The organism is Paenibacillus naphthalenovorans, from assembly GCF_001465255.1.
Classification (GTDB): Bacteria; Bacillota; Bacilli; order Paenibacillales; family NBRC-103111; genus Paenibacillus_G; species Paenibacillus_G naphthalenovorans.
Map to the genome: position 1 here is coordinate 5,046,028 of NZ_CP013652.1, position 14,966 is coordinate 5,060,993.

15 protein-coding genes and 1 riboswitch are annotated in these 14,966 nt (G+C 54.1%); of the genes, 14 read left to right on the top strand and 1 reads right to left on the bottom strand.

What is annotated here, in order from left to right:
- Positions 1-88: 88 nt before the first annotated feature.
- A riboswitch (purine riboswitch) is annotated at positions 89-190 on the top strand.
- Positions 191-342: 152 nt separating this feature from the next.
- The 14 genes from purE to IJ22_RS26435 all read left to right on the top strand — a co-directional run bounded on the left by purE (position 343) and on the right by IJ22_RS26435 (position 14,776).
- Positions 343-828 carry a 5-(carboxyamino)imidazole ribonucleotide mutase gene (gene purE, locus IJ22_RS24800; protein ID WP_054819442.1) on the top strand — a complete coding sequence of 162 codons (486 nt, stop codon included), beginning with the start codon at positions 343-345 and terminating at the stop codon, positions 826-828.
- The gene (gene purK, locus IJ22_RS24805; RefSeq protein WP_062410694.1) at positions 825-2,027 is read left to right on the top strand and encodes a 5-(carboxyamino)imidazole ribonucleotide synthase; all 1,203 of its coding nucleotides are present in this window, start codon (positions 825-827) and stop codon (positions 2,025-2,027) included. The genes purE and purK overlap by 4 nt, the downstream gene beginning before the upstream one ends.
- Positions 2,028-2,045: 18 nt before the next feature.
- Positions 2,046-3,341 carry an adenylosuccinate lyase gene (gene purB, locus IJ22_RS24810; protein WP_062410695.1) on the top strand — a complete coding sequence of 432 codons (1,296 nt, stop codon included), beginning with the start codon at positions 2,046-2,048 and terminating at the stop codon, positions 3,339-3,341.
- 22 nt (positions 3,342-3,363) lie between these two features.
- Entirely contained in the window at positions 3,364-4,254 is an 891-nt protein-coding gene (locus tag IJ22_RS24815) for a phosphoribosylaminoimidazolesuccinocarboxamide synthase (RefSeq protein ID WP_062410696.1), read from the top strand.
- A 55-nt stretch (positions 4,255-4,309) separates the two neighbouring features.
- On the top strand, positions 4,310-4,558 hold the full coding sequence (purS, locus tag IJ22_RS24820) for a phosphoribosylformylglycinamidine synthase subunit PurS (protein ID WP_054819443.1): 249 nt from the start codon (positions 4,310-4,312) through the stop codon (positions 4,556-4,558).
- 20 nt (positions 4,559-4,578) lie between these two features.
- Positions 4,579-5,274: a phosphoribosylformylglycinamidine synthase subunit PurQ gene (gene purQ, locus IJ22_RS24825; RefSeq protein ID WP_062410697.1), complete on the top strand. Its 696-nt coding sequence runs from the start codon at positions 4,579-4,581 to the stop codon at positions 5,272-5,274.
- Positions 5,252-7,495, top strand: coding sequence for a phosphoribosylformylglycinamidine synthase subunit PurL (gene purL, locus IJ22_RS24830; protein WP_062410698.1), 2,244 nt, complete (start codon positions 5,252-5,254; stop codon positions 7,493-7,495). Before purQ ends, purL begins: the two co-directional genes overlap by 23 nt.
- Entirely contained in the window at positions 7,480-9,021 is a 1,542-nt protein-coding gene (gene purF, locus IJ22_RS24835) for an amidophosphoribosyltransferase (protein WP_082660949.1), read from the top strand. The genes purL and purF overlap by 16 nt, the downstream gene beginning before the upstream one ends.
- Before the next feature lie 235 nt (positions 9,022-9,256).
- The gene (purM, locus tag IJ22_RS24840) at positions 9,257-10,297 is read left to right on the top strand and encodes a phosphoribosylformylglycinamidine cyclo-ligase (protein WP_062410699.1); all 1,041 of its coding nucleotides are present in this window, start codon (positions 9,257-9,259) and stop codon (positions 10,295-10,297) included.
- Positions 10,294-10,926, top strand: coding sequence for a phosphoribosylglycinamide formyltransferase (purN, locus tag IJ22_RS24845; RefSeq protein WP_054819445.1), 633 nt, complete (start codon positions 10,294-10,296; stop codon positions 10,924-10,926). The genes purM and purN overlap by 4 nt, the downstream gene beginning before the upstream one ends.
- A complete protein-coding gene (locus IJ22_RS24850; protein WP_062410700.1) occupies positions 10,923-12,110 on the top strand; it encodes a phosphoribosylaminoimidazolecarboxamide formyltransferase in 1,188 nt (395 codons plus the stop codon). The genes purN and IJ22_RS24850 overlap by 4 nt, the downstream gene beginning before the upstream one ends.
- Positions 12,111-12,140: 30 nt before the next feature.
- Positions 12,141-12,872 (top strand): IMP cyclohydrolase, encoded by a 732-nt coding sequence (locus tag IJ22_RS24855; protein WP_054819446.1) that lies wholly within the window; start codon positions 12,141-12,143, stop codon positions 12,870-12,872.
- Positions 12,873-12,885: 13 nt separating this feature from the next.
- Positions 12,886-14,145: a phosphoribosylamine--glycine ligase gene (gene purD / locus IJ22_RS24860; protein WP_062410701.1), complete on the top strand. Its 1,260-nt coding sequence runs from the start codon at positions 12,886-12,888 to the stop codon at positions 14,143-14,145.
- Between the two features lie 463 nt (positions 14,146-14,608).
- Entirely contained in the window at positions 14,609-14,776 is a 168-nt protein-coding gene (locus IJ22_RS26435) for a hypothetical protein (protein ID WP_160327410.1), read from the top strand.
- A gap of 43 nt (positions 14,777-14,819) precedes the next feature.
- Here the strand turns inward: IJ22_RS26435 and IJ22_RS26440 are convergent, their stop codons facing one another.
- Positions 14,820-14,963, bottom strand: coding sequence for a hypothetical protein (locus IJ22_RS26440; RefSeq protein WP_160327411.1), 144 nt, complete (start codon positions 14,961-14,963; stop codon positions 14,820-14,822).
- Between the last annotated feature and the right edge of the window lie 3 nt (positions 14,964-14,966).

Sequence of the window (14,966 nt, forward strand, 5' to 3'; positions counted from 1 at the left end):
CTTTTTAGTTAATGTTCGTCTTTTGTAGTTGACATCCAGTGTTAAAGCCTGTTAAACTGAAAACGTATCAGCGAATGGATAATCATTCGGAAAAAGTCGAATAATCTCTCGTATATCATCGGGAATAAGGCCCGAAAGTTTCTACCCGAAAACCTTAAATTTTTGGACTACGAGTGAGCGATAGTATAGAAGGTCTGCACTGCGGTGCAATGGCCTTAGCTTTCGCTTGTGGATATTTCTTGTCGTCCTGCCGATAGACTGTGCATTAGCGGTCCAGCGTCTATCAAAAGGACGTTTTTGTTTTTATATCAGCCAGATGATAAACGACATGGAGGTTTACGGATGTCAGTTCTTGTAGGAGTCATTATGGGCAGTCAATCGGACTGGGAGACGATGAAGCATGCATGCGGCGTGCTGGAGGAACTGGGTGTGCCCTATGAAAAAAAAGTCGTTTCAGCACACAGAACGCCTGACCTGATGTTCGAATATGCAGCGTCGGCACAAGAGCGGGGGCTGAAGGTGATTATTGCGGGCGCGGGCGGAGCCGCGCATCTGCCGGGTATGGTAGCCTCCAAGACAGTGCTGCCTGTGATCGGCGTTCCGGTCAAAACGTCCACGTTGAACGGTCTGGATTCTCTGCTGTCCATCGTACAGATGCCAGGCGGCGTTCCCGTCGCTACGGTGGCCATCGGACATGCCGGGGCGACGAATGCCGGTCTTCTCGCAGCGCAGATGCTTGGGGCATTCGATCCGGAGCTGCAGCGGAAAATAACGCAACGGCGCGAGCGCATCGCAAAGACGGTAGTGGAAAAGAGCGTGCTGGAATGACGCAAGAGAATATGGCAAGCAAGGCGTACAATCCTGATCGGGTGCATGCACCGGGGGCAACCATAGGCATCCTTGGAGGCGGGCAGCTTGGCCGGATGCTGGCTTTGGCCGGACGCGCGATGGGCTACCGCTTTGTTACGTTGGATCCGATGCCGGATGCGCCCTGCGGACAGGTGGCCGATCGCCAGATCGTTGCAGAATATTACGATGCGGCGGCGGCAAGGCAGTTAGCGGAACAGTCGGATGTCATTACGTATGAATTCGAGAACGTGGATGCGGGAGTGACTTCCCTGTTGATGGCCGAATCGTATGTGCCGCAGGGCAGCCGATTGCTTTACACCACGCAGCATCGGCTGCGCGAGAAACGGGCGATTGAAGCTGCCGGAGTCAAGGTAGCACCTTATGCGGAGATCAAAAATGAAGAGGAGCTGCGTGAAGCGGTACGGCGGTTTGGAACCCCCTGCGTGCTCAAAACGGCAACGGGCGGCTATGACGGCAAGGGCCAATGGATCATCCGTTCGCTGGAAGAAGTGCAGGAGGCTTATGACGCTTTGAGCAAGGCCAAAACGGAGCTGGTACTTGAGCAGTTTATCCGGTTTGAGAAAGAAATATCCGTGATTGCGGCCAGAAGCCCGCGGGGGGAAGTCAAGGTGTTTCCGCCGGCCGAGAACGTGCATGTGAACAATATTTTGCATCTGTCCATTGTTCCGGCTCGTGCGCCGGAAGCCGTGTTGAAGAAGGCGGAAGCGATGGCGCGGCAAATTGCCGAAGAGCTCGATGTGATCGGTCTGATTGCAGTAGAGATGTTTCTGACGGCCGATGGAGAGCTGTACGTCAACGAGCTTGCGCCGCGTCCGCATAACTCCGGTCATTATACGATGGAAGCGTGCCGGACATCGCAATTCGAGCAGCATATCCGGGCGATATGCAACCTTCCGCTGGGCGATACGGCGCTGCTCTCTTCTGTAGTGATGGTTAACGTATTGGGCGAGCACGTACAGCCGTTGCTGGATTGGATCGTGAATCCGGAATCGGAGCGGGTTGTGCCCGGCGTGACGGCGAAGCTCCACTTGTACGGCAAGCATGAAGCCAAAACAGGAAGGAAAATGGGACACGTCAATCTGCTGTCCGAAACGGTGGAAGCGGCATTTCATTGGATAGAGGCTTCACATATTTGGGAATCTATAGAAAAGAATTAAACGAAGGATGGGGAACCAATGATCAATCGCTATACAAGACCCGAAATGGGCGCTATTTGGACGGAAGAAAACAAATTCAAGGCTTGGCTGGAAGTGGAGCTGCTTTCTTGTGAAGCCTGGTCCGAGTTGGGCGTCATTCCGAAGGAAGATGTTGTCGAGCTGCGCAAAAAGGCAAGCTTTGATATTGAGCGCATCTACGAAATTGAACAGGAAACCCGCCACGACGTCATTGCGTTCACCCGTGCGGTATCCGAAACGTTGGGACCTGAACGCAAATGGGTGCATTACGGTCTGACCTCGACGGACGTGGTGGATACGGCTCTCGGTTATTTGCTCAAGCAAGCCAACGAAATTCTGGAACGGGACATCATAAACTTCATCGATATTGTTCGTGACAAAGCCATCGCTTATAAACATACGCCGATGATGGGACGGACGCATGGCGTACATGCCGAGCCTACGACCTTCGGCTTGAAAATGGCGCTCTGGTATGAGGAAATGAAACGCAATCTGGAGCGGTTCCGCTTTGCTGCCGACGGCGTACAGTACGGTAAAATCTCCGGCGCCGTAGGCACATACGCCAACATCGACCCGTTCGTAGAGGAATACGTCTGCGGCAAGCTCGGCACGAAGCCCGCGCTGATCTCGACGCAGACGCTGCAGCGCGACCGCCACGCGGAGTATATGGCTACGCTCGCTTTGATCGCGACTTCGCTGGACAAATTTGCGACGGAAATCCGCGCGCTGCAAAAGAGCGAGTTCCGCGAGGTGGAGGAGCCGTTCGCCAAGGGACAGAAGGGCTCGTCGGCTATGCCGCACAAACGCAATCCGATCGGCTGCGAAAGCATCTCCGGTTTGGCGCGTGTGATCCGCGGTCATATGGTGTCCGCATACGAGAACGTTACGCTGTGGCATGAGAGAGATATTTCCCATTCGTCCGTGGAACGTATTATTTTACCGGATGCGACGATTTTGCTTAACTATATGCTGAACCGTTTGGGCAGCATCGTGAAAAACTTGACGGTGTTCCCGGAAAATATGAAGCGCAACATGCAAAGCACATACGGCGTACCTTTCTCCGGTCGCGTAATGACAAAGCTGATCGACAAGGGCTTCAGCCGCGAGCAGGCATACGATACGGTTCAGCCGCGAGCGATGCAGGCGTGGGAAGAGCAGCGCTCGTTCCGCGAAATTATTGAGAATACGCCGGCGGTACGGGAAGTTTTGAGCTTGGAAGAGATCGAGGATGCATTTGATCCGAGTTGGCATTTAAAGCATGTGGATACGATTTTCAAGCGTTTGGGCTTGAGCTGATAAAGGGGAGGCCAGAAGGACGATGAGCGCTGCGACAACGGCCATTTCAAGCGCGGAAGCCTATGTGAAGGCTCCGCTGCTGTATAAGGGCAAGGTGCGGGAACTGTACGATCTCGGCGAACACTATCTGATTGCGGTCACCGACCGGATCTCGGCATTCGACTGGGTGCTCAGCCCGGCCGTGCCGGACAAGGGCAACGTACTGAACAGCTTGAGCAAGTTCTGGTTCGAGCGGACGGCTTCGATACAGCCGAATCATATGGTTCATGGGGATGTGGATAAGCTCGGCGATCTGATTACGGACCGCGAGGTGATGAAGGACCGCTTTATGGTTACGCGCAAAGCAGAGCGGATCGATATCGAATGCGTGGTCCGCGGGTATATTACGGGCGGCGGTTGGCGCCAGTATCAGCAGACAGGCGAGGTAAACGGACATAAGCTTCCGGCAGGAATGCGGAAAAACGAGCGGTTTCCCCAACCGATTTTCACCCCTGCTGCAAAGAACGATGTCGGACATGACGAAGACATTTCCATCGAGCGGATGAAAGAGCTGGTTGGAGCGGAGCTCACGGAACAGCTGCAGGAAAAGAGCATCCGGCTGTACGAGTTTGCTCATGCGATTTGTGCCGAGCGCGGCATCATTTTGGCGGATACGAAATTTGAGTTTGGACTTATTGACGGCGAAATTATATTAATTGATGAAATTTTTACTCCCGACTCCTCCCGATTCTGGGCGCAGGAAAAGTACGAGCTCGATATTGAGATCGACGGTATGGATAAGGAGCCGGTACGTACGTATTTGGCAGGCACAGGCTGGGACAAGAACAGCGAGCCGGATCCTTTGCCGCTGCATGTAGTGGAAGAAACATCCAAGCGTTACCGCGATATTTATAACCGTTTGGTGCAAGGGTAATTGCCGCTCTGCGGTAGATCGAACGAACAAACATTTTGCAGGAGGTACTTATCCGATGTTTAAAGCGACCGTGTATGTAACGATCAAGCAAAGCGTACTAGATGTTCAGGGAACCGCCGTTCAAGGCGCGCTCCATTCAATGGGTTTTGACGAGGTGGAGAAAGTAAGAATCGGCAAGTATCTGGAAGTGGAATTGAACACCGATGACCGCGCGGCTGCGGAAGAGCGTTTAAAGGCCATGTGTGAAAAGTTGTTGGCCAACACGGTGATCGAGGACTACCGTTTCGAGCTGGTACAGGCCTAATAAAAGGAGGAGCACGAACAATGAATTTTGCGGTACTGGTATTTCCGGGCTCCAACTGCGATATCGACTGCTATAAAGCGGTGGAGGATACGATCGGACAGCCTGTGGATTATGTATGGCATACAGAGACGGATTTGTCAAAATATGACTGCATCATCCTTCCCGGGGGCTTTTCCTATGGCGATTATTTGCGTACAGGCGCTATCGCACGGTTTGCTCCTGTGATGAACGCTTTGGTTCAAGCCGCGGCGCTAGGCAAATATATACTCGGCATTTGCAACGGATTCCAAATCTTGCTCGAATCGGGGCTGCTTCCAGGCGCGATGCTACGCAACCGGTCCTTGAAGTTCCGCTGTCACGCGGCACTTCTGCAAGTGGAAAACACGGATACCCCCTTCACCAAAGAATACAATAAGGGCGAACTGATCAACATTCCGATCGCTCACGGCGAAGGCAATTACTACTGCGACGAGGCGACGCTGGCTGAGCTGAAGGCCAATAACCAGATCGTTTTCCGATATGAAGCAGGCAGCAATCCGAACGGTTCGGTGGACGATATTGCAGGGATTTGCAACCGTGAGGGCAACGTGCTTGGCATGATGCCTCACCCGGAGCGTGCGGTGCATGAGATCTTGGGCTCGGCGGACGGACGGAGGATGTTTACATCGATATTGAGCACTTGGAGGGAGAAGCATGGCGCAGCAGCTATCGGCTAAGGAACCAACAGCGGAACAAATTGCAGAGCAGCAGATTTACAGGCAGTTCGGCGTTACGGACTCGGAGTATGAACAGATTTGCGGGTTCCTCGGACGGAAACCGAATTACGTAGAGATCGGCGTATTCAGCGTCATGTGGTCGGAGCACTGCTCCTACAAAAACTCCAAGGTGGTATTGAAAAAATTCCCGACCAGTGGACCAAAAGTCCTGATGGGACCTGGTGAAGGGGCCGGTATCGTGGATATCGGAGACAACCAGGCGGTGGTGTTTAAGATCGAAAGCCACAACCACCCGTCGGCCGTTGAGCCGTATCAAGGCGCGGCTACCGGCGTGGGCGGCATTATCCGCGATATTTTCTCAATGGGCGCGCGTCCGGTTGCTTTATTGAACAGCCTGCGTTTCGGCAAGCTGACCAACGATCGCGTGAAATATTTATTTGAGAACGTCGTATCGGGCATTGCGGGGTACGGTAACTGTATCGGAATTCCGACGGTGGGCGGCGAAGTGATGTTCGACGAGAGCTATGAGGGCAATCCGCTCGTCAACGCGATGTGTGTCGGTATCATTGAGCATGACAAAATTCAAAAAGGCGTGGCCAAAGGCGTCGGCAACCCGGTATTCTACGTGGGTCCGGCAACAGGACGCGACGGCATTCACGGGGCGACATTCGCTTCCGAGGATTTGTCTGAAAAGTCGGAATCCAAGCGCTCGGCCGTTCAAGTCGGCGATCCGTTCATGGAGAAGCTGGTGCTCGAAGCCTGCCTTGAGCTGATCAACTCGGGAATCGTTGTCGGTATTCAAGATATGGGCGCCGCCGGGCTTACCTGTTCCAGCTCCGAGATGGCCAGCAAAGCGGGCAACGGCATGGAGCTTTATCTCGATGAGGTGCCGCAGCGCGAAGAAGGCATGACGCCTTACGAGATGATGCTGTCAGAATCCCAGGAACGGATGCTGTTCGTGGTGAAGCCTGAGCATGAAGCGCAGGCGAAAGCGATTTTTGAACGTTGGGGCTTACCTTGTCATAAGGTCGGTAAGGTGACGGACGACGGCAACCTGAAGCTTTACCATAAGGGCGAGCTGGTCGGCAATATGCCGGTTAAAGCGCTTGTGGACGATGTTCCGATGTACCATAAGCCTTCGGCTGTGCCTGCTTATTATGAGGAAAACGGCCGTATCGACACCCTTCGCTACCCTGAGGTTACCGATCTGAACGATGCGCTCATGAAGGTATTGGCATCGCCTACGGTAGCCAGCAAGGAATGGATATACAACCAATATGATTATATGGTGCGGACTTCGACCGCGGTTCAACCGGGCTCGGATGCGGCGGTGATCACGATTCGCGGCTCCCGTAAGGCGCTGTCAATGTCGACGGACTGCAACGGACGTTTTGTTTACCTGGATCCTGAGGTTGGCGGACGCATCGCCGTAGCTGAAGCGGCTCGGAACAACGTGTGCTCGGGAGCGGAGCCACTGGCCATTACGGATAACCTGAACTTCGGCAGTCCGGAGAAGCCGGAAATTTTCTGGCAGCTGGAGAAAGCGGTCGACGGGATGGCGGAAGCATGCCGCAAGCTGAATACGCCGGTAATCGGAGGAAATGTCAGCTTGTACAACGAGAACGCCAAAGGTGCGATTTACCCGACTCCGGTTGTCGGTATGGTCGGTCTGGTTCATGATATCGACCATATTACGACACAGAGCTTTAAACGCGAAGGCGATATCGTTCTCTTGCTTGGCGAGACGAAAGCGGAACTTGGCGGCAGCGAGTTCCAATACGTTTTGCACGGCGTAACGGAAGGCCGTCCGCCGCAGATCGACCTCGATGTGGAGCAAACGCTGCTGAATGCCGTGCTGCGTGCGATTCAAAGCGGACTTGTAGCCTCCGCTCACGACTTGTCGGAAGGCGGTCTGGCCGTGGCATTGGCAGAGAGCTGTATTAGCGGGAAGATCGGTGCAAAGGTGAACTTTGTCAGCGAACTGCGCAATGACGTAGCGCTGTTTAGCGAAAGCCAGTCGCGCATTCTGCTCAGCGCCGCGCCGGACAAGGCGGAAGAACTGCAGAAGCTGCTGTCGGAAGCGGGCGTACCTGTGCAGGTATTGGGTACGGTTGGCGGACAGGAATTGAACGTTCAAGTCAATGGAAAATCGGTTATTGATGCATCTGTAACACAACTAGAAAAGGTTTGGAAGGATGCGATTCCATGTCTGATGAACTGAGAGTCGGCGGACAAGGACTAGGCAATATCAAGGGCAAAGGGGCGAGTTCCGTCAAGGTGCCGAAGCTGTGGACCGGAGATTATTATAATGAAGGGGTCGGCAGCAGCCATGACGGACTGTTCGATAAGCTGAGAGAAGAGTGCGGTGTCTTCGGAGTGTTCGGCCACTCCGAAGCAGCCTCGCTTTCCTACTACGGCTTGCATGCTCTCCAGCATCGCGGCCAGGAGAGTGCGGGAATCTGCGTAACCGGAGGAGATTCGTTCAACTATCATCGCGGCATGGGTCTCGTGAAGGAAGTGTTCAATAACGAAAACCTTGGAACGTTGGTTGGCTCCAACGCGATCGCCCACGTGCGTTACTCTACGTCGGGCGAAAGCAAGCTGGCCAATGCGCAGCCGCTCGTATTCAAGTATCGGGAAGGGGATCTGGCGATTGCAACGAACGGCAACCTGACCAATGCCCCGGCCATCAAGCGCCAGTTGGAGAAGGAAGGCTCCATCTTCCAAACAACGAGCGATACGGAAGTCGTTGCGCACTTGATTGCGCGTTCCAAGCACGACGATATTGTCAGCGCCGTGAAAGAAACGCTCCTGAAGGTAGAGGGCGCCTATGCGTTCCTTTTCATGACCAAGGATAAGCTCATTGCCGCAAGGGACCCATATGGGCTGCGTCCCTTTGTCATGGGCCGTCTTGGAACCGCGAAGCTGTTCGCATCCGAGTCGTGCGCATTCGATACGGTCGGCGGCCAGTACTATCGGGACATTGAACCCGGCGAACTGTTGGTCATGGACCTCAAGACCGGCACATTGACGGAAGACCGTTTCTCACCGATTAAACAGCGCGCCATTTGCGCGATGGAATACATTTATTTTGCCCGGCCGGACAGCGACATCGATTCGACGAACATTCACTCCGCGCGCAAACGCATGGGGCGCCAGCTGGCGATCGAATCGTTCGTCGATGCGGATGTCGTCACCGGTGTGCCGGACTCCAGCATCTCTGCCGCTATCGGTTACGCCGAGCAGACAGGCATCCCCTATGAGCTGGGGCTGATCAAAAACCGCTATACCGGCCGGACGTTCATCCAGCCGAGCCAAGAGCTGCGCGAGCAGGGCGTGAAAATGAAGCTGTCTGCGGTACGCAGCATTGTGGAAGGCAAGCGCGTCGTCATGATCGACGACTCGATCGTGCGCGGGACGACGTCCTTGCGCATCGTGAATCTGCTCCGCGAAGCGGGTGCTTCGGAGGTGCACGTGCGGATCAGTTCGCCGCCGTTCCAAAACCCGTGCTTCTACGGCATTGATACGCCCAGCCGCAAGGAGCTTATTGCCGCGGTGAAGTCGGTGGAAGAGATTCGCCAGGCGATCAACGCGGATTCTCTTCACTTCCTGAGCAAGGAAGGCTTGCTCACGGCCATTGGCCGTCCCGGCGGCGAATACAACCGCGGGCATTGCACCGCTTGCTTCGACAACCATTATCCGACGCCGGTCCCAGACGAAGCCGCGCTCAGCTGTGGCTGCGATTGAGGCGGATCGTGCTTGAAAAGTGACGGGGCAGGGACCGTGCAGCGGCCCTCAGTCTCGAAGCTGTAAGGGTGAAAAACAGCGCAGCAATCCGCGCGGCTAGCCTCGATTGGCGTTCAGATGGCTAGTAAAAACCACAAGGCGGCCAACTACTGCATTGCGCGGGCGGTGTAACGATGATTTAGGCGTCGCACAGCGGCGAAATTAGGGTCATATCGATTTGGGGAGGAAATACCAAGTGTCCGATGCATATAAAAAGGCCGGTGTTGACATCGCAGCCGGTAACGAAGCGGTGGAACGTATGAAGAAGCACGTCAAGACGACGTTCCGACCGGAAGTATTGACGGAGCTCGGCGGTTTCGGCGGACTGTTCGGCTTGAACAAAGATAAATATGAAGAGCCGGTGCTTGTCTCTGGAACCGACGGAGTCGGCACGAAGCTCAAAATCGCGTTCGCGATGGATAAACACGATACGATCGGCATCGATGCCGTGGCGATGTGTGTGAACGACATCGTGGTACAGGGAGCGGAGCCGCTCTTTTTCCTCGATTATCTCGCTTGCGACAAGGTCATTCCCGAGAAAATCGAAGCGATCGTCAAGGGCATCAGCGATGGCTGCGTGCAATCGGGATGTGCTTTGATCGGCGGCGAAACGGCGGAGATGCCGGGCATGTACAGCGAAGGCGAATACGATATCGCCGGCTTTACCGTCGGTGTCGTAGACAAAAAGAAGATCATCGACGGCAAGACGATTCGTCCGGGAGATGTTGTGCTTGGCCTGGCTTCAAGCGGCGTGCACAGCAACGGCTTCTCGCTTGTCCGCAAGCTTCTGCTGGAGGAGAAGGGTTACAGCCTGCACGATCACGTAGAGGCATTGGGCGGGAGTCTCGGCGATACGCTCCTGGCGCCGACGAAGATTTATGTCAAACCGGTGCTTGCCGTTCTGGAGCAGGTAGAGATCAAGGGCATGGCGCACATTACCGGTGGAGGCTTCCTGGAGAATATTCCGCGCGTGCTGCCTGAAGGCGTGAACGTGGAGATTGATTATGGTTCATGGCCGATTCTTCCGATTTTTGAACTGATGCAGCAAGAAGGCGAAATCAGCAATAACGATATGTTCCGTACGTTCAACATGGGGATCGGGATGGTCGTTATCGTAGCCGAAGACCAAGCGGCGAAAGCGGCGGAGCTATTCGAGCGTCACGGTGAAAAGGCCTATACGCTTGGACGTGTAACGGCAGGGGAGCGCATTGTCACATTTAACGGGGCAGCCGTATGAGAAGGGCTCCTCTCGGCATTGCCGTGTTCGCATCGGGGAACGGAAGCAATTTTCAAGCGATTGCGGATGCGGTGAAGGAAGGACGGCTCGATGCACGCATCGAGCTTTTGGTTTGTGACCGCCCTAAGGCCAAGGTAGTGGAGAGGGCGGAAGCGGCCGGTATCCCTGTATTTGCGTTTAACCCGAAAGAGTATGCCTCCCGAGAAGCGTATGAGCGTGAAATTTTACAACAGCTGCAGCTAAGGAACGTCGATCTTGTCGTTCTTGCGGGATATATGCGAATTATTACCAAGGTATTGGTGGATGCGTATTGGGGACGTATGATCAATATCCATCCCTCGCTGCTGCCGTCTTTTCCGGGGCTTGACGCGGTGGGACAAGCGCTCCGTCACGGCGTGAAGGTCACCGGAGTGACGGTGCATCTGGTCGATGGAGGGCTCGATAGCGGGCCTATCCTGGCTCAACGCGCGATCGACGTTCAGCCCGGCGATACGGAGGCGTCGATCACCGAACGCATACACCAAATAGAGCACCGGCTGTATCCGGAAGTGATACAAGGCATTTGCGACGGCAGCATCCACCTGGAACAAGCTGCTGATCATAAACCAAAGGATGGGATAACACCATGAGCCAAACGACAAGCTCTAAGAACGTGTTGAATCTGCGGTACGGAATGAATCCGCATCAAAAACAAGCGAAGCTCATTAGTGAAGGAGCACTGCCGGTTAAGGTTCTGAACGGCGATCCCGGCTTCATCAATTTGCTGGATGCCCTCAACGGGTTTCAGCTGGCCCGCGAATTGCGCCGTGCTACCGGACTCCCTGCGGCCGCATCCTTCAAGCATGTAAGCCCGGCAGGGGCTGCCGTTGCCGCTCCGCTGTCACCCGAACTGAAGAAGGCTTACTTCGTTGAAGGCCTGGAGCTTTCTCCTCTGGCGACGGCCTATGCGCGTGCCCGCGGCGCCGACCGTATGTCCTCATTCGGCGACGCCGCCGCACTTAGCGATATCGTGGATGCTTCGACGGCTCAATTGTTGAAGCGGGAGGTATCCGATCTTGTTGTGGCGCCCGGCTACACGGACGAGGCGCTGGAAATACTCAAGGCTAAAAAGAACGGAGGCTATCTGATTCTTCAGATTGATCCTGACTATGTGCCGAATCCGATCGAAACCCGCACCCTGTTCGGTCTTACACTGCAGCAGGAACGCAACGACGCGGTCATTGATGAATCGGCTCTGGAAAAAATCGTTACGAAGAACAAAGAGCTGCCGGAACATGCGAAGCGGGATCTTTTAGTTGCCCTTGTCACCCTCAAATATACGCAATCCAATTCTATTTGCTATACGCTGGACGGCCAAACCATCGGCATCGGAGCCGGGCAGCAGTCGCGGATTCACTGTACGAGGCTGGCGGGAGACAAAGCTGACCGTTGGTTTCTTCGCCAGCATCCAACGGCCCTGAACATGAAATTCCGTCAAGGCTTATCCCGTGCAGAGCAGAACAATGCGATCGACCTTTGGCTTGAAGAGGAGTTGACCTCGGTGGAGCAAGCCGCTTGGGAAGCTTGCTTCGAAGAGGTGCCGGCGCGCTTGTCGCGTGAAGAGAAGCGGGAGTGGCTGAACAAGCTGCAGGGCGTTTCTTACGGTTCGGATGCTTTCCTTCCGTTCCGCGATAATCTGGATCGCGCCAGCCGCAGCGGCGTGAAATACGTCGTACAGGCGGGAAGCTCGATGCGGGACGAGGAAGTCGTGCAGGCGGCCAACGATTACGGAATGGTCATGATGTATTCCGGCGTTCGTCTGTTCCACCACTAAGCAATCCATTAAACCGGGGAGGAAAACAACGTGTCGACGAATAGAGCCGCAAAAGCGGATCAATATCTAAATGGTTTGAAAGAGAATGCTTATCCCGGCCGCGGGATCGTGATCGGTTTAACGCCGGACGGCACGCGTCTGGTACAGGTTTACTGGATTATGGGACGCAGCGAAAACAGCCGTAACCGCGTGTTTGTTCAAGAAGAGAACGGGTTTGTCCGCACGGAAGCGAAAGATCCGGCGAAGCTGACGGATCCTTCATTGATTATCTATTACCCGGTCAAGCATGTGAACGGGGCGCATATTGTGACCAACGGCGACCAGACCAACACGATTCATGAAGCGCTGCAGGCGGGCGGATCTTTCGAGATTGCGCTGGCTACCCGGACGTATGAACCGGATGCGCCGAATTTCACTCCCCGCATCAGCGGTCTCGTAGATCTGAAGGACGGTCAGTTTGCCTACAAGCTGTCAATTTTGAAGTCCGGCGACAATACGGAAGAACAGACGCTTCGGCATACCTATACTTATGAGAAGGCACTTCCCGGCTTCGGTCACTGCATCCATACGTATGCGGGCGACGGAAACCCGCTGCCTTCCTTCCAAGGCGAGCCGGCGCTCGTTCCGCTTCAAAATGATGCGAAGCAAATCGCGGACACCTACTGGCACGTTTTGAACGACGAAAATAAAATTTCACTGCTGGTCAAAACGATTCGCCTCGGAAGCGGAGAGACCGAGCTGCTGATCGTAAACAAAGATTAAGGGGGAGCCAAACGTGCGGATATTGGTAGTGGGCGGCGGCGGCCGCGAGCATGCGATTTGTTGGGCGCTCAAAAAAAGTCCGAAAGTGCAGGAGTTGTTCTGTGCGCCGGGCAACGGAGGCATCGCCGGTGTGGCTGAATGTGTGCCTATCCAGGTGAATCAATTTGAAGAGATCGCCCAATTTGCGATCGACCGTTCGATCGACCTCGTCGTGATCGGACCGGATGACCCGTTGTACGAGGGCATTGTCGACCATCTGGAGGCCAAGCAAATTCCGGTTTTCGGTCCCCGAAAGAATGCGGCGATCATTGAAGGAAGCAAAGTGTTTACCAAGCAGCTGCTGAAAAAATACAACATTCCGACGGCGGCTTATGAATCCTTTGACAACTATGAGGATGCCGCGGCCTATCTTCGTAAGCAAAAGGCGCCGATAGTCATTAAGGCAGACGGTCTGGCCGCGGGCAAAGGCGTTGTGGTGGCTCAGACGCTGGAAGAAGCGGAGAAGGCGCTGCACGACATCATGGTTGCCAAAGTATTCGGCGAGTCCGGCAACCAGGTGGTGATCGAGGAATTTCTGACCGGACAAGAAATGTCCATCCTGTCGTTCGTAGACGGGGAAACGGTACGTCCGATGGTTCCGGCACAGGACCATAAGCCGGTTTTCGATAATGATAAAGGACCGAATACGGGCGGTATGGGCACGTATACACCGCTGCCGCACATTCCGCAGTCGATTATCGATGAGGCGATTGAAACGATCATCAAGCCTACGGCCAAGGCCATGGTAGCCGAAGGCCGACCGTTCTGCGGCGTGTTGTTCGCGGGACTGATGCTTACGCCGAATGGACCGAAGACGATTGAATTCAACGCACGCTTCGGCGACCCGGAGACACAGGTCGTGCTGCCTCGGTTGAAGACCGATCTGCTGGACATTTTCCTTGCTGCGATCAACGGATGTCTCGACCGGATGAACATCGAGTGGAGCGACGAAGCTGCGGTATGCGTCATTCTCGCTTCCGAGGGCTATCCGGGATCGTACTCGAAAGGGCTGCCGATCGAAGGGTTGGACGAGGTTCAAGATGCGCTCGTGTTTCATGCCGGGACCGCTGTGAAGGATGGAAGCATCGTCACCAGCGGCGGCAGGGTGCTTGGCGTAACCGCACTGGGCCGCGATATCGCGGAAGCTCGTGCCAAAGCCTATGCGGAAGCCGACCGCATCCGTTTCCAGGGAAAACACTATCGGACGGATATTGCAAAGAAAGCTTTAGTATAAAACAAATAACGCCGGATTTGAGGGCATAGCCTTCAAATCCGGCGTTTTTTAGTATGGTCTAAGGCATATCGAAAACAGCATGGCAAAAATATTACTAGAAAACTAGCATAAGGGGGAACCGCTGCGAGTATATATTTTAATAGATCCATTTCAGTGAAGATAAGGAAGTTGATACCGTATGCATGGATTCCGTAATAAAGAGGTACTTCATGATGTCATAAAGCTGATTTTATTTCAAGTGTATCTTTTTCTCTTTCATATGACAATGACGTATGATGCAGTTTCCAGAATGATGGTATATGCAGGCTGTTTACTTTTTTTAGGCCTGTTTTTCTTTTCTATTTCCTCTTTGAACAGGCAAAAAGAAAAGGCTCGAGGCATTTTCAATCAGTTATTTATTTCTCTGATCTGTTTCCATTTGCTAATCAGCTTCATCAGCGGTTCAAAGCAAAGAGAAAGCATTATGTTATTTGCATTGACGGCGATTTTTGTGCTGACCATGAACGGATATATGTCGGTGGAGGACAGGACGGATAGGCTCATGGTCAAGCTGTTCTACTGCCTGCTGATCGGATGTATTGCCGCGGCCGCCGTACATAAATTAGTTACCGGTGTGACTTCATTCGGATAAAGGGCTTATGGCCGGGGGCTATAAGCCCGGGAACTCCGGCGGCTCATTTTCTGCCGCTGCCCTTAATGACGATATGATCCCAGTATTTATACACGAACACGGCGGCAAGGACAATCCCGGTGATCAGCACAACCGATAGCCAGTGGTGCTGCATGAAATACATGAACGAATGCATTGCTTGGGACACGCT

What these genes read in the sequence shown, in the direction of transcription:
- purS (WP_054819443.1), top strand. Translation starts at nt 4,310, where the DNA reads ATGTTTAAAGCGACCGTGTATGTAACGATCAAGCAAAGCGTACTAGAT.
- purN (WP_054819445.1), top strand. Translation starts at nt 10,294, where the DNA reads ATGAGAAGGGCTCCTCTCGGCATTGCCGTGTTCGCATCGGGGAACGGA.
- purE (WP_054819442.1), top strand. Translation starts at nt 343, where the DNA reads ATGTCAGTTCTTGTAGGAGTCATTATGGGCAGTCAATCGGACTGGGAG.
- IJ22_RS24850 (WP_062410700.1), top strand. Translation starts at nt 10,923, where the DNA reads ATGAGCCAAACGACAAGCTCTAAGAACGTGTTGAATCTGCGGTACGGA.
- purK (WP_062410694.1), top strand. Translation starts at nt 825, where the DNA reads ATGACGCAAGAGAATATGGCAAGCAAGGCGTACAATCCTGATCGGGTG.
- purQ (WP_062410697.1), top strand. Translation starts at nt 4,579, where the DNA reads ATGAATTTTGCGGTACTGGTATTTCCGGGCTCCAACTGCGATATCGAC.
- IJ22_RS24815 (WP_062410696.1), top strand. Translation starts at nt 3,364, where the DNA reads ATGAGCGCTGCGACAACGGCCATTTCAAGCGCGGAAGCCTATGTGAAG.
- purF (WP_082660949.1), top strand. Translation starts at nt 7,480, where the DNA reads ATGTCTGATGAACTGAGAGTCGGCGGACAAGGACTAGGCAATATCAAG.
- purL (WP_062410698.1), top strand. Translation starts at nt 5,252, where the DNA reads ATGGCGCAGCAGCTATCGGCTAAGGAACCAACAGCGGAACAAATTGCA.
- IJ22_RS26435 (WP_160327410.1), top strand. Translation starts at nt 14,609, where the DNA reads ATGTTATTTGCATTGACGGCGATTTTTGTGCTGACCATGAACGGATAT.
- purB (WP_062410695.1), top strand. Translation starts at nt 2,046, where the DNA reads ATGATCAATCGCTATACAAGACCCGAAATGGGCGCTATTTGGACGGAA.